Below are 14683 nucleotides of genomic sequence, written 5' to 3' on the forward strand. Positions count from 1 at the left end.
ACTTTAAACCATTACGGTCAACGTAGTGGTTTTTATTTATCTTGTAACTTATTATTGTATAATTAAGCTAATTAGATAATGGGGAGGACAGCATGCAAAATCAAAAAATTGTTTTATATGTAACGGGAAGTATTGCTGCTTATAAAGCAGTCTATTTGTTACGTCTTTTCCAAAAACAAGGTGCAGACGTTAGAGTAGTGTTGACTCCTTTTGCTGAAAAGTTCGTCTCAAAACTAACCTTTGCTTCTTTAGCAAAACATCCCGTTTATTCAGAAAGTAGCTTTTCTGAACACGGAGAAACCATTGACCATATCGAACTAGCCAAGTGGGCTGATTTTTCCATTGTGGCACCCGCAACGGCTGATTTTATCGCTAAAATGGCAAATGGAATTGCTGATAATTTTGCTTTAACTACTTTATTAGCAACGGATACTCCGAAATACGTGGTCCCCGCAATGAACGATGTCATGTGGAATAACTGTGCGACACAAAATAACATTAATACCTTAGCAAACCACGGAGTTACCGTTTTTAAACCAGGTTTCGGTCAGTTAGCTGAAGGCTATCAAGCACAAGGGCGAATGTTAGAACCCGAAGAAATTATCAAAAAACTTGTTCCAATTTCTCAAAGTAAGGCATTAACAGGGAAACGGTTTTTAATTACTGCTGGTGGGACCATTGAAGATATTGATCCCGTTCGGTATATTTCGAACCGTTCATCTGGCAAAATGGGCTATGCTTTGGCTGCAGTTGCTGCTCAACAAGGGGCCATCGTCACTTTAATTAGTGCCAATTGTCAACTTCCTCAGCTTAAAAACGTGCAGCTAATCAAAGTTAAAACTAGTGATGAGTTAAAAGAGACCATTTTAACTGAATTACCCCAAAATGACGTTTTAATAATGGCCGCTGCGGTGAGTGATTTTAAACCTACTACTGTAGCTAACCAAAAAATCAAAAAAAGTGCTGATACGGATGAGCTAGTTCTTCGTTTGCAGAAAACCACAGATATTTTAAAAGTGGTGGCGCAAAAAAAACAGCCACAGCAAATAATCGTTGGCTTTGCTGCAGAAACCAATCATGCGCAACAAAATGCCCAACAAAAATTAAAAAATAAACACCTAGACTTAATCGTCTTAAATGACGTTGCTAATCAAAAGATTGGATTTGGGAGTGATGATAATCAAGTAACCATCATCAACTCAACTGGAATTATTAAACAAACTGAAATTGAAAGTAAACCAAAAATTGCACAAATCATTCTTCAAGTGATTGAAGACCAAATGAACTAGAGAGGAGGGAATGGATGCAAATTGCTAATATTATTGTAGATGTTCCCACCATGCAAACTAATTCGCCTTATTCGTACTTAATTCCCACTGAATTGGAAGACTCGCTTAAGGTTGGGATGCGAGTCATTGTACCCTTTGGAAATGGTAATCGAAAGATTGAGGGTTTCGTGATTGGGATTGAACCAGTTACTGATCAAGATCCTACTAAATTGAAAGCAATTAGTTCAATTATGGATTTTGAACCGGTGCTTAATCAGGAACTAATTGCTTTATCAAAGTGGTTAGCTGAACGGACCTATGCTTTTCGCATTAGTTGCTTGTTAACCATGCTACCGAATGTAATGAAAGCCAAATATGCCAAGGTTGTTAAGAAAAGGCAGCAGTTGTCAGATCCAGCCTTAGATCAAAAAATCTCTGATCATTTGATGACTCCGTTAGATGATAAACATTTTACGGAAAAAGAACTGAACCAATTAATTTTAATGCAACGCGCTGGAGCAGTTGAAATTGAATATGTGGTTAAGAATGAGGCTAAAGCTAAGTTAGAATTAGCGATTCAAAATCAAATCAAAAATTTTAATCACATCCGAAATGAGTTAAACACCAACGCCAAAGCACAACAGCGCTTACTGGATTTTTTAGAACAGCATCCTAACGAAAAGCTTGTCCAAAGGAAGATCACTAAAAATGACGGGATTTCTCCAGCTGCAATCAAAGTTTTTGCTGACAAGGGTTGGATTAAAAAAGTTCAAGTCGAAAAATATCGCAATCCTTATAAACATGAAATCACTCGTGATCGACCTAAGCAATTAACTGCTGAACAAGAACAAGCAGTGTTGGAAATTGATCAAGCAATCAAAAAACAAGCTCCGGAAACGTTTCTGATTGAGGGAGTAACTGGTTCTGGAAAAACTGAAGTTTATTTGCAAAATATTCAAACTGCTTTAAATGACGGTCGACAAGCACTAATGCTAGTCCCAGAAATTGCTTTAACTCCCCAAATGGTGAATCGAGTTAAAAATCGGTTTGGTAACCAAGTCGCAATTATTCATAGTGGCCTGTCCAATGGAGAACGATACGATGAGTGGCGCCGAATTCGTGAAGGAAAAGCACAAGTCGTTGTCGGAGCACGTTCCGCTGTCTTTGCTCCCTTACAAAACATTGGCTTAATTATCTTAGATGAAGAGCACGATGCTAGTTATAAGCAAGATGAAAACCCCCGGTATCATACGCGCGACGTTGCCATCTGGCGTGCACATTATCATCATTGTCCAGTTGTCTTAGGAAGTGCAACCCCCTCGTTAGAATCGCGTGCTCGGGCAGGAAAAGGAGTTTATCATTTACTAAGATTAACTAAGCGAGTTAATCAACAACAACTTCCTGAAGTTGAAATTGTGGATATGACAAAGGAAGTTTCTAAAAATGGTGACATTTTTTCGGAAGCATTACTAAAAAGTATCAAAGAAAAACTTGCCAAACATGAACAAATCGTCTTGATGCTCAATCGTCGGGGCTTTTCTTCATTCATGATGTGTCGGGATTGTGGTTACGTTTTAATGTGTCCTAATTGTGATATCTCATTAACGATGCATCTAGACAGTCATACCATGAAATGCCACTATTGTGGTTTTGAGTCACCCATTCCTAGTATTTGTCCGAAATGTCATAGTCGAAACATTCGTTATTTTGGAACGGGAACTGAGAAAGTCGAAAAAGAATTAGCGGCTCAGTTAACCACTGCTCGCATTTTGCGGATGGACGTTGATACCACCAGACGAAAAGGGGCCCACGAACGAATTTTGCATGAATTCGGTCAACAACAAGCAGATATCTTATTGGGGACCCAAATGATTGCTAAGGGACTCGATTTTCCCAATGTCACTCTAGTAGGAGTTCTAAATGCTGATACTGGGTTAGATTTACCGGATTTTAGGGCTAGCGAAAGAACTTTTGATTTATTAACCCAAGTTGCCGGTCGGGCTGGGAGAGCCAATAAAATTGGCAAGGTCATTATTCAAACCTTTAATCCCCAACACTACGCGATTCAGTTAGTTAAACAACAAGACTATGAGGCCTTTTATCAAAAGGAAATGCAATTGCGCCATTTGGCAGGATATGCTCCATACTTCTTTACCGTCAAACTAACCTTTAGTTCGCTTGATGAGCAACAAGCCGCTAGTAAATCATATGAGATTTTAAATTACCTTAAAACTCAGTTAAAGCCGCAAACGACCATCTTAGGACCAACCCCACGTCCAATTGCTCGAATTAAAAATCGTTACTATTATCAAATAATTATTAAGTATAAGGTTGACCAGAATTTAGATGAGGCATTAAAGCACATCTTACAGCAATCGCAAAAAGAAACGCGTAAAGGCCTGCGAATTGCAATTGATTCGGAACCAGTTAACTTTATGTAATGGAGGACAGTACACATGAAATCAATCGTCTTTATGGGAACACCGGAATTTAGTGTTCCAATTTTACAAGCCTTAAATCAGCAGTATAAGGTTCAAGCTGTGATTACCCAACCAGATCGTCCAGTAGGGAGAAAACGGAAGATTATTCCCACTCCCGTTAAACAAGCTGCCGTTGATTTGAATTTACCAGTTTACCAACCAGAAAAGCTAAGCGGTAGTGAAGCGATGCAAACTATCATTGATTTACAACCCGATTTTATTGTGACCGCAGCCTATGGCCAATTCTTGCCCACCAAATTATTAAATGCTGCTAAGATTGCTGCAGTAAATGTACATGGTTCATTATTACCTAAATACCGTGGGGGAGCTCCCGTTCAATACGCCATTATGAACGGGGATCAAGAAACGGGAATTACCATTATGTACATGGTTAAAGCCATGGATGCTGGGGACATTATTTCCCAACAAGCAGTTGCGATTACTGATCAAGATGATACGGCCAGTATGTTTACCAAATTAAGCCTTGTCGGCAGGGATTTGTTATTAGCCACTTTGCCAAAGATTGCGGATGGAGAAATCAATCCACAAAAGCAAGATGAGAGTCAGGTTGTTTTCTCTCCTAACATTAAACGCGAAGAAGAAGTTCTCGACTTCAATCAATCAGCTCGTAAAATCGATTGCAAAGTCCGTGCGTTACGCCCTGATCCCATTGCTTATGCTTTTGTAGACGGAAAACGTTTTAAGATTTGGGACACGAGTGTGACTGAACAAAAAACTGACTTAAAACCTGGTCAAGTTGTGTACCGAGATAAACATACTTTACAAATTGCTGCAGGAGACGGAACTGTTTTACAATTAAACGAAGTCCAACCAGCTGGGAAACCGAAAAAAACCATTACTGATTTCTTAAACGGAAATCAAAAGTTAACTAGAGGAGATCAATTCATTGACGAAAGATAATAACAATAACCCCCGTTACTTAGCCGTAAAGACGTTAGAAAGAATTTCTGATGGAGCTTATTCCAACTTACAAATTAATAACGTAATTGATTCAACTAAAATGTCAGAAAAAGACACACGTTTATTTACTAATATTGTTTACGGCGTCATTCAACATCGATTAACTTTTGAATATTACGTCAGTAAGTTAGTTAAACATCCAGGAAAGTTACAAAACTGGGTCAAAGAATTACTATATACTGCCATTTATCAAATGGTCTATCTTGATAAGGTCCCTAATCGAGCCATTCTTGATGAATCGATTAAAATTGCTAAAGTCCGCGGTCACGATGGTATCAGACGATTAGTGACCGGGGTCTTACACAAAATTGATCGAGATGGCTTACCTAAAATTACAGGGATGAATGCAATTGAGAAACAATCAATTGAAGCAAGTGTGCCTGTGTGGATTATTAAACAGTTAAATAACCAAGTCGGTAAAGCAAAAACGGCTTCGATTTTAGCTAGTATTAATCAGCCAGCTAATCAATCAATTCGAATTAACATTAAAAAGATTCAAAAAGCGAGCCTAGTAAAGGAATTAGAACGGATTGGTTTTGAAGTTCGTGATAGTGAAGTTGCAGCGGATGCTCTAGTGCTCAAAGATGGAGTTGCAGCTCATACCGCTTTATTTAAAGAGGGCTTTTATACGATTCAAGATGAAAGTGCCATGCTCCCAGTTCAATCAATGGACATTGATGGTGATGATTATATTTTGGACACTTGTGCAGCCCCTGGAGGGAAAACCACTCAAATCGCGGAACACTTAACTTCTGGATTAGTAGTAGCGTTAGATTTACACGAAAGCAAGTTGCATAAAATTTTGGAAAATGCTGAACGAATGGGATTGAGCGAAAACGTAGAAGTTCATGCCTGTGATGCTCGAAAAGTTAGTGATATCTATGAAGATAATGTTTTTGATAAAATCTTGGTTGATGCTCCATGTTCTGGATTAGGTTTAATCAGAAGAAAGCCAGAAATTAGATATGAAAAATCACTTGAAGACGTTGAACAATTAGCAACAGTTCAAAGTGAAATTTTAGATGCTGTCGCCCCTAAGTTAAAGGTCGGTGGTCAGTTAGTATACAGTACTTGTACCATCCTAAATCAGGAAAATTCAAAGAACGTGAAAGATTTTCTTGATAAACATCCAGAATTTGAAGAAATTAAAGTTAAAACTGTGTTAGATCTTCAAGCGGACCGAAGAGAAAAATACTTAAAAATTTATCCAGATGATTATGGTTCTGATGGATTCTTCATTGCTGGATTTAAAAAAATTAAATAGGAGTATTTATGAAAGCCGGAAAAATTTATCAATCTTTAAGCGGATTTTATGATGTTAATTCAGCTGGTCAAATTTATCGTACTCGAGCACGGGGAAACTTTCGCAAGCGTTCCATTAAACCATTAGTAGGGGACGAAGTTGAATTCGACGTAACTAATGGTAACGAAGGCTATATTTTAAAAATTCTTCCACGAAAAAATGAACTAGTACGTCCCCCAATCGCGAATACTGACCAGGCAATTGTAGTAGTCTCGGTCATTCAACCTGATTTTTCAGAAATTTTGTTAGACAAGGAGCTAGTTGCGTTAGAAAAAGAAAAGATTGTCCCCATTATTTATTTTTCTAAATTAGATCTGGTTTCTGAGAAACAAGTGGCATACTTCACTGCGATTGCACAGGACTATGAAGAAAAAGTCGGTTATCAAGTCTTATATTCGTTGAATCAGGCCAAAAATTTTCAAGCATTACGTGACCTTTTAAAAAATAAACAATCTGTCATTATGGGCCAAACTGGAGCCGGTAAATCAACTCTTTTAAATCACCTTGAACCGACTTTGAATTTAGAAACCGGAGAAGTTTCTAAAGCACTTAGCAGGGGAAAGCATACGACCCGCAAAGTGTCATTTTTGACCATTAATGATGGAATCATTGCGGATACCCCGGGATTTTCTTCTTTTGAAGCCGCTGATATTAAATTAAATGAATTAAAGAATTACTTTCCTGATTTTGTTAGGGTAGCCGATGAATGTAAATTCAGAGAGTGTTCGCACATTAATGAGCCGGGTTGTGCAGTGAAAACCGGCGTAGAAAATGGTACAATTCTAACGAGTAGGTATGATGACTATCTCAAACAATATGCCTTAATTAAGAGTCAAAAAATTATATATAAACGAAAAAAGGGGAAATAAAGATGATTAAAGTTGCACCTTCAATTTTAAGCGCTGATTATGTAAATCTTCAAAAGTCAATTGAAGAAGTTGATAAAGCAGGAGCTGAAATTCTTCATATTGATATTATGGATGGAATGTTTGTTCCATCAATTTCTTACGGACCAAACTGGGTCAAAGCTATTCGTCCCATTACAAAGATGGAGTTAGATTGTCATTTAATGATTGAAAATCCAGAACGTTACATTGACATTTTTGCGGAAAATGGAGCTGATTTAATTGGAGTTCACGTTGAAGCAACTCAACATATCCATCGGGCCCTTCAAATGATTAAAAGTCATGGCGTAAAAGCTGAAGTGGTAATTAATCCAGGAACTCCCGTTAGTTTAATTGAACCAATTTTATACATGGTAGACCAAGTTCTTGTGATGACCGTAAATCCTGGTTTTGGGGGACAAAAGTTCATTCCAGAAACAATTGGCAAGATTGCTGAACTAAATAAACTTAGAAATGAAAAAGAAAACCTTAATTTTGATATCGAAATTGATGGTGGAGTGAACGATAAAACAGTTGTTAAAGCTTATGAAGCAGGTGCTAATGTTGCCGTAGCTGGTTCATATGTTTTTGATGCAGCTAACCCCGCAGAAAGAATTGATGCCATTAAAAAAGCAACTGATTTCTAAGTTATGAAAAAAATTAATTTATTAGTTGGGGGACCTAAAGCTGAATGGCCAACGGAATTAATGCGTGGGGAAATTGAAGGCCCATTTATTGGGGTTGATCGAGGGGCTTTAAAACTGCTTGAATTAGGGATTGTTCCGCTTGCTGCAGTAGGTGATTTTGATTCCGTTAATCAAGCTGAAATGCAAACAATTGAAGCTAACGTTCAATCAATTCATCGGTCTAATCCAATTAAAGATGATACTGATACGGAAATTGCACTTAAATATGTAATGAAACATTTCCCCCAAGCTGAGATTGACATTTATGGCTTTTCTGGTGGGCGATTAGATCAATTAATGACTAATTTATTGATGTTGCAAAAACCGGTCTTTAATGAAATCGTCGAAAGGGTTACTTTATTAGATCGACATAACTGGATACGCTTTTTTAAACCAGGTAAACATCGGATTGATAAAATTGCTGATATGCAATACCTGGACTTCGTTAATTTTAAAAGTTGTCATTTAACGTTATTTGATGAAAAATATACCTTAGATAATTACTTCGTTGAAGCGCCAACCTCATTTTCGAGCAATGAATTTGTGCATCCTTATGCCACTTTTGAATTTGATGAAGGAATTTTAACGGTTATTCAAAGTAAGGATTGATTTTAAGCAAAACAAAAAAGAAGCAATCATAATGACTGCTTCTTTTTTGTTTTAATTAATTAATTAAACGTATAAAGATTATACACGCTTGAATTTACCAGATTTTAATGTTCTAGCACTCAACCAAACGCGTTTTGGTTTACCATCTACTAAAATACGAACCTTTTGAAGGTTTGGCTTCCAACTTCTTCTTGAAGAGTTTAAAGCGTGTGAACGACGGTTACCAAAGTGGGTTCTTTTTCCTGTTAATGCATCTTTAGCCATGAAAATATCCCTCCTTTTATTTTAAATTAGAGCGTATTAAACTACATGTCTAAATTTAGCATATTCCTGCTATAATTGCAATCTTTCTTTCAAGTAAATGTACTTGACACCCAAAAAATAAGAAAAATTTTGGTTTTAATTATCATTATGTTAATATAAAGTATCGAGATTAACTTGTAAATAAGGAGATGCTTACACGATGGCTGTTAAGATGAATACTCAATACGGCTCAATCAACATTGATAATGATGTGATTGCAACCGTAGTTGGTGGTGCAGCAACTGATAACTATGGTGTTGTTGGTATGGCAAGTAAAAATCAACTAAAAGACAACATGAATGAAATTTTGCGTAGAGATGCTTATTCACGTGGAGTAGTAGTTCGTCAAGTACAAGACAAGATTGAAGTAGATGTTAATATCATCGTTAGCTACGGAACTAAGATTTCCGAAGTATCACGTACTGTACAAGATAAAGTTAAATATAATTTAGAATCAATGCTTGGAGTTACAGCTGATGCAGTAAACGTAATCGTCCAAGGTGTAAAAGTGATTAACGATTAATTAGTTTGAATTAAAAGGGAGATTGGATAATAGTGCCAGTAACTAAGATTACGACTACGGAGTTCGACCAAATGGTTCAAGCTGCATCGGTCGTACTAAAAAATAATGCAGAATTTATTAATTCTTTAAATGTTTTCCCGGTTCCCGATGGTGATACCGGTACCAATATGAGTCTTTCAATGGAAAGCGGTGCTAAGTACGTTAACAATTCAACTGATAAAACAGTTGGAGGAAAAGCCTCTGCTTTAGCTAAGGGTCTATTGATGGGAGCTCGTGGAAATTCAGGGGTTATTTTATCACAGATCTTCCGTGGGTTCTCTAAAGATGTTGAAGGAAAAACGACTTTAAATGCCCATGAACTTGCAAATGCAATTACAGCTGGAGCAAAGACAGCCTATAAGTCAGTTATGAAGCCTACCGAAGGAACAATTTTAACGGTCGTTCGCTATGCTGCTAATGCTGGTCAACATGCTGCCGAAGAAACTGATGATTGTGCTCGTGTAATGGACGCAATTGCAAAAGGTGCTCAGGAAGCCCTTGCTAAAACGCCAGAATTACTTCCAGTGCTGAAACAAGTTGGCGTAGTTGATTCAGGTGGTCAAGGACTTACCTTTGTTTTAGAGGCATTTGATGACATTTTAAACGGTCGTGAAGCTTCAACTGATATTCGTGAGAAATTTAACGTTGAATCAAACAAAATGGATCAAATGGTTAATGAAGACCACCACGAGAGTGCTCAAGGTCAATTAAATCCTGAAGATATTGTGTACGGTTATTGTACACAAATGACCGTTCGCTTTGGAAAAGGAAAAGAAGTTGAAAAACAATTCGACTATGATACTTTTTACAATTATTTAGCTCCACTAGGTGATTCATTGTTAGTGATTAATGATGATGAAGTTGCTAAAGTGCATATTCATACCGAACAACCAGGGAAAGTTTTAACTTGGGGGCAAAAGTTTGGTGATTTGATTAACATTAAGATTGATAATATGCGAAGTCAACAAGAAGAAATTATGGAAAGTGACGAGGCAATCGCACAACAGCCAGTTAATGAAACGAAGGAAGAACCAAAGGAATTAGCGGTGATTTCAGTAGTTGCTGGTAAAGGTCTCGAAAAACTTTTCAAAAGTCTTGGAGTAACAAATATTATCAGTGGTGGTCAAACTATGAATCCAAGTACAGAAGATATTGTGAATGCGGTTAATAATGCTAACGCTAAGCAAGCAATCATTTTACCTAACAATAAAAATATTTTCTTAGCTGCGGAACAAGCCGAAAATTTAACTGATATTCCAATGAAAGTTGTGCATACTAAAACGATTCAACAAGGATTAACTGCAATGTTTTCATTTAATCCTGCAGCGTCACTAGCGGATAACCAAAGTGCTATGGATGCTTCGCTTGATACCGTAAAAAGTGGGCAAGTAACAGCCGCCGTTCGGGATACAAAAATTAATGGTCTTGATATTAAAAAGGGTCGCTACATGGGTATTGTCGATGGAAAAATTGAAGTAATTGAAGATACCTTAAATGATGCCACAATTTCAATGTTGAAAAAAATGCTAACTGAAGATAGCGAAAATGTAACGATTATTTTTGGTGAAGGCGCTACTCAAGCAGATGCCGATTTGATTGAGTCAGAAGCACTCAAAACTGATCCAGAGCTTGAAGTTGAAATTCATGAAGGTGATCAGCCAGTGTACCCATTACTTATCTCTGTTGAATAAAAATGTCAAAAACTGTTAATCATTAAAGATTAGCAGTTTTTATTTTAGAGGAGGAAGCTATGAAGAGCCTTACTGATTCAGTAGGAGTACTGAATGGAGTTGGTCCCAAAAAACAAGAAGCCCTCTTTGATCTAGGTATTCATACCATTTTTGATTTACTAACTTATTTTCCTTTTCGTTATGAGGATTTTTTACCAAAACAAATCAACCAAATTGTTGATCAACAAACGGTTACGTTAAAGGGGAAGATTGCTGCTGAACCAACCATTAATTTTTATGGACGTCGTAAAAATCGATTAACTGTTCGTTTGCTAGTTGAACACGATGTGATTCCTGTAACTTTTTTTAATCAATCCTGGTTAAAAAAACAGTTAACCGTGGGCCAAGCCGTTTTAATTCATGGGAAATTTAACGAAGCTTCTCGTTCAATGACAGGTATGAAGCTACTGAAGGCTAATGATGAAAAAAATTTCAGTGCGATTTATTCCGTAAATAAAAAAATAACGCAAAAAAATCTACAACAAATTATTCAACAAGCTTTCCAAGCATATGGAGATGTAATTGATAACTTTGTGCCGCAGTGGATTATAGATAAGTTTCGGCTTGAACCGTTAAAACAAGTCATTCATGATTTACATTTTCCTGACAATCGTAACGAAGTTAAAGCAGCGCTAAGAACTGCGAAATTTAATGAGTTTTTTCTTTTTCAAATGCAATTACAAACTATCAAAACTAGTCATCCTAAAGATGAAAAAGCTCGAATTATGGCTGATAAATTAACTTTAATGCCATTTATCGAAGGTTTACCTTACCAATTAACTGAAGCCCAGAATCGGGTAGTTAATGAGATTTTAGCTGACTTACATCGTCCCTATCTAATGAATCGATTATTACAAGGTGATGTAGGAAGCGGTAAAACTGTGGTAGCAGCAATTGCGATTTTAGCGACAATTCTTTCAGGAAAACAAGCAGTCATGTTGGCTCCAACCGAAATTCTTGCAGAACAACACGCCAATGGATTGGCCAAACTTTTTTCCGGAACAAATGTTAATGTTGCATTATTAACGGGTGACACGCCAGCTGCGGCTCGGAAACAGTTATTACCACGAATAAAAAATGGCGAAATTAATTTAATCATTGGAACGCATGCGTTATTTCAAGATAAAGTTAAATATAAAGATTTAGGATTAGCAGTCATTGATGAACAACATCGTTTTGGCGTTAATCAACGACGGAAAATGCGCGAAAAAGGAAAAGCGACGAATGTTTTATCTATGACCGCTACTCCGATTCCACGGACTTTGTCGATTACGGCCTACGGTGAAATGGATGTGTCAGTGATTGATGAATTACCTGGTGGCCGTAAGCCTATCAAAACAACGTGGATTAAAAGCTCACAAACTAAGACGATGCTAAATTTTTTACGCAAACATTTAAAAAATCATGAACAAGCATACGTAATTGTGCCCTTAATTGAAGAATCAGAAGTAATGGATATGCGCAATGTAATGGAAACCTACGAAAAATTTACGAAAACTTTTGGTGATGATTTTAAAGTCGGACTTCTGCATGGCAAATTAAATGACGCTGAAAAAAACCAGGTCATGCAGGATTTCAAAGCTAATAAAACCCAGATTTTGGTATCAACTACCGTAATTGAAGTGGGCGTTGATGTAGCAAATGCTAGTGTCATGGTTATTTTTGATGCAGATCACTTTGGATTAGCCCAGTTACATCAATTACGAGGTAGAGTTGGTCGGGGATCACAACAGTCATATTGTATTTTAATTGCTGATCCTAAAAATGAAGTCGGCATTAAAAGAATGAACGTTATGAGTTCATCGACAGATGGTTTCTTTATTTCCCAAAAAGATTTAGAATTAAGAGGTCCTGGTGATATTTTAGGGAAACAACAGTCAGGACTACCATCATTTCAGGTGGGAGATCCCATTGCTGACTTAAATATCTTAAGTGCAGCACAAGATGTTGCTAAACAAGTTACTGATAACGAAAATTGGCAGAAACTTGACGAAAATCAAACATTATTAAAACATTTGAACACTTTAAATGAGAACACATCTTTTGATTAAAGGAGTATTGGTATGATTAGACTTGCAGTAGACGCCATGGGTGGCGATGATGCACCAAAATCAGTCGTTGAAGGTGTTGAATTAGCTCGTAATAATCGAGACGACATTGAATTTTTATTATTTGGTGACGAAAAACAAATTAGACCTTTTTTACACAATGAAAAAAACATTAAAATTATTCAAGCTGATGAAGTAATTGCGATGGGGGATGAACCCGTTCGGGCAGTAAAACGTAAGAAAAATTCAAGTTTGGTGTTAGCAGCGAAAGCAGTTAAAGATGGACAGGCAGACGCTTTAGTTTCAATTGGGAATACTGGGGCTTTATTAGTGGCGTCACTGTTGATTCTTGGACGAATTAAAGGTATTGATCGTCCTGGTTTTACTACGACTATGCCAGTTTTGAATAGCGATAAGGGATTTACCATGGTTGATGCTGGGGCAAATGCTGATGCAAAAGTCTCTAACATTGAACAATATGCTTTGCTAGGTAAATATTATTCAGAAAACGTTAGCCACATTACCAATCCGCGAATTGGACTAATCAATAACGGAACCGAAGCTGATAAAGGTGATATGATTCATCGGAAAATGCACGATGCTCTTCAAACCATGAATGATAATCAGCAAATTAATTTTATCGGTAATATCGAATCGCGGGAACTGTTAAATGGGGTTGCTGACGTAGTGGTTACCGATGGATTTACTGGAAATGCCGTGCTTAAAGCAATTGAGGGAACTGCAATTTCAGGAATTGGTATGTTAAAAGAATCAATTAAAACTGGCGGGTTTAAAGCTAAACTAGGGGCCTTTTTAATGAAAGATAGCCTTAAAAAAATGGCGAAAAAAATGGATTATAAGCGCTATGGTGGAGCCGTCTTATTGGGAATTAAATCTCCAGTAGTTAAAGGTCACGGAAATAGTGATGCAAAAACGGTTAAAAATTGTTTATTTAATGCCGCAGAAATTGTAGAATCTGGTTATGTAGAATCAGTAAAAACATATTTTACAAAAGTTGCTGAAAAATAATGAGAATAAAAAAGCTCTATCTAATTTAGATAGGGTTTTTCATTTAATGATATACTTAGAATAAGTAATTATGGAGGAGTAAACTGTGCAAAAAACATTTGATGATAAATTAGCAGATAAATATAATATAAAATTCAACGATGAATCACTACTAGATGAGGCCTTTACTCAAGCATCATACGTTAATGAACATCCAGATCAAGATTTGAAGTTTTATGAACGATTAGAGTTTTTAGGTGATGCCGTTTATCAATTGGTCGTTTCCGATTATATTTTTAAACGTTATCCCGACTTACCACAAGGGCGACTAACCAGATTAAGAGCAGCAATGGTTAACCGTCATAGTTTTAGTCGTTTTGCTCGAGAATGTCACTTTGATAAGTACATTCGTCTAGGTAAAGGTGAAGAAAAGGCTGGAGCAAGAAGTCGTGATTCATTGCTTTGTGATATTTTTGAATCTTTCATTGGAGCAGTATATCTTGACCAGGGCATTGAAACCGTTAAACATTTTTGTAATTTAGTGATTTTCCCTAAATTGGATGAAGGTTGGTTTGATGAATTCTTTGACCACAAAACCGAATTACAAGAAGCAATTCAAATTAACGGACCAGTTAAAATTGAATATAAACTATTAGACGAAAATGGTCCTGATAATGATCGTCAATTTAAGGTTGCCGTATTTGTTGATGATAAAGAACTTGGCGTTGGGGAAGGTCATTCAAAGAAAAATGCTGAACAACTTGCCGCTAAGATGGCTTTAAATAAACTAGGCATTAAGGACCAAAAATTGCAATAATAAA

At 36.8% G+C, this 14683-nt stretch carries 13 protein-coding genes; 12 read left to right on the forward strand and 1 reads right to left on the reverse strand.

The features are described from left to right. Positions 1-92: 92 nt before the first annotated feature. The 7 genes from coaBC to ACEPSS_RS06230 are packed head-to-tail and all read left to right on the forward strand — an operon-like array spanning position 93 to position 8211. Complete coding sequence (coaBC, locus tag ACEPSS_RS06200) at positions 93-1289, forward strand: bifunctional phosphopantothenoylcysteine decarboxylase/phosphopantothenate--cysteine ligase CoaBC (protein ID WP_395318366.1); 1197 nt, start codon at positions 93-95, stop codon at positions 1287-1289. Between the two features lie 14 nt (positions 1290-1303). Further along, entirely contained in the window at positions 1304-3709 is a 2406-nt protein-coding gene (gene priA, locus ACEPSS_RS06205; protein ID WP_395318368.1) for a primosomal protein N', read from the forward strand. A 15-nt stretch (positions 3710-3724) separates the two neighbouring features. Then, the gene (fmt, locus tag ACEPSS_RS06210) at positions 3725-4669 is read left to right on the forward strand and encodes a methionyl-tRNA formyltransferase (protein WP_395318370.1); all 945 of its coding nucleotides are present in this window, start codon (positions 3725-3727) and stop codon (positions 4667-4669) included. Continuing rightward, positions 4647-5993: a 16S rRNA (cytosine(967)-C(5))-methyltransferase RsmB gene (gene rsmB / locus ACEPSS_RS06215; RefSeq protein WP_395320511.1), complete on the forward strand. Its 1347-nt coding sequence runs from the start codon at positions 4647-4649 to the stop codon at positions 5991-5993. Before fmt ends, rsmB begins: the two co-directional genes overlap by 23 nt. 8 nt (positions 5994-6001) lie before the next feature. Next, positions 6002-6901, forward strand: coding sequence for a ribosome small subunit-dependent GTPase A (rsgA, locus tag ACEPSS_RS06220; protein ID WP_395318372.1), 900 nt, complete (start codon positions 6002-6004; stop codon positions 6899-6901). Between the two features lie 2 nt (positions 6902-6903). Continuing rightward, positions 6904-7563 carry a ribulose-phosphate 3-epimerase gene (rpe, locus tag ACEPSS_RS06225; RefSeq protein ID WP_395318374.1) on the forward strand — a complete coding sequence of 220 codons (660 nt, stop codon included), beginning with the start codon at positions 6904-6906 and terminating at the stop codon, positions 7561-7563. A gap of 3 nt (positions 7564-7566) precedes the next feature. Beyond that, positions 7567-8211, forward strand: coding sequence for a thiamine diphosphokinase (locus ACEPSS_RS06230; RefSeq protein WP_395318376.1), 645 nt, complete (start codon positions 7567-7569; stop codon positions 8209-8211). 78 nt (positions 8212-8289) lie between these two features. Here ACEPSS_RS06230 and rpmB read toward each other — a convergent pair whose 3' ends face one another. Continuing rightward, positions 8290-8475: a 50S ribosomal protein L28 gene (gene rpmB, locus ACEPSS_RS06235; RefSeq protein ID WP_014081953.1), complete on the reverse strand. Its 186-nt coding sequence runs from the start codon at positions 8473-8475 to the stop codon at positions 8290-8292. Between the two features lie 199 nt (positions 8476-8674). Between rpmB and ACEPSS_RS06240 the strand changes: the two genes are divergently transcribed. The 5 genes from ACEPSS_RS06240 to rnc all read left to right on the forward strand — a co-directional run bounded on the left by ACEPSS_RS06240 (position 8675) and on the right by rnc (position 14679). After that, positions 8675-9037 carry an Asp23/Gls24 family envelope stress response protein gene (locus tag ACEPSS_RS06240; RefSeq protein WP_395318378.1) on the forward strand — a complete coding sequence of 121 codons (363 nt, stop codon included), beginning with the start codon at positions 8675-8677 and terminating at the stop codon, positions 9035-9037. A 32-nt stretch (positions 9038-9069) separates the two neighbouring features. Beyond that, complete coding sequence (locus ACEPSS_RS06245) at positions 9070-10767, forward strand: DAK2 domain-containing protein (protein ID WP_395318380.1); 1698 nt, start codon at positions 9070-9072, stop codon at positions 10765-10767. Positions 10768-10826: 59 nt separating this feature from the next. After that, positions 10827-12857 carry an ATP-dependent DNA helicase RecG gene (gene recG / locus ACEPSS_RS06250; protein WP_395318382.1) on the forward strand — a complete coding sequence of 677 codons (2031 nt, stop codon included), beginning with the start codon at positions 10827-10829 and terminating at the stop codon, positions 12855-12857. Positions 12858-12872: 15 nt separating this feature from the next. Continuing rightward, positions 12873-13883, forward strand: coding sequence for a phosphate acyltransferase PlsX (plsX, locus tag ACEPSS_RS06255; RefSeq protein WP_395320513.1), 1011 nt, complete (start codon positions 12873-12875; stop codon positions 13881-13883). A gap of 85 nt (positions 13884-13968) precedes the next feature. Further along, positions 13969-14679, forward strand: coding sequence for a ribonuclease III (rnc, locus tag ACEPSS_RS06260; protein ID WP_395318384.1), 711 nt, complete (start codon positions 13969-13971; stop codon positions 14677-14679). Positions 14680-14683 lie beyond the last annotated feature (4 nt).

It is taken from the genome of Fructilactobacillus frigidiflavus (assembly GCF_044054575.1).
GTDB classification, from domain to species: domain Bacteria; phylum Bacillota; class Bacilli; order Lactobacillales; family Lactobacillaceae; genus Fructilactobacillus; species Fructilactobacillus frigidiflavus.

What these genes read in the sequence shown, in the direction of transcription:
- coaBC (WP_395318366.1), top strand. Translation starts at nt 93, where the DNA reads ATGCAAAATCAAAAAATTGTTTTATATGTAACGGGAAGTATTGCTGCT.
- priA (WP_395318368.1), top strand. Translation starts at nt 1,304, where the DNA reads ATGCAAATTGCTAATATTATTGTAGATGTTCCCACCATGCAAACTAAT.
- fmt (WP_395318370.1), top strand. Translation starts at nt 3,725, where the DNA reads ATGAAATCAATCGTCTTTATGGGAACACCGGAATTTAGTGTTCCAATT.
- rsgA (WP_395318372.1), top strand. Translation starts at nt 6,002, where the DNA reads ATGAAAGCCGGAAAAATTTATCAATCTTTAAGCGGATTTTATGATGTT.
- rpe (WP_395318374.1), top strand. Translation starts at nt 6,904, where the DNA reads ATGATTAAAGTTGCACCTTCAATTTTAAGCGCTGATTATGTAAATCTT.
- ACEPSS_RS06230 (WP_395318376.1), top strand. Translation starts at nt 7,567, where the DNA reads ATGAAAAAAATTAATTTATTAGTTGGGGGACCTAAAGCTGAATGGCCA.
- rpmB (WP_014081953.1), bottom strand. Translation starts at nt 8,475, where the DNA reads ATGGCTAAAGATGCATTAACAGGAAAAAGAACCCACTTTGGTAACCGT.
- ACEPSS_RS06240 (WP_395318378.1), top strand. Translation starts at nt 8,675, where the DNA reads ATGGCTGTTAAGATGAATACTCAATACGGCTCAATCAACATTGATAAT.
- recG (WP_395318382.1), top strand. Translation starts at nt 10,827, where the DNA reads ATGAAGAGCCTTACTGATTCAGTAGGAGTACTGAATGGAGTTGGTCCC.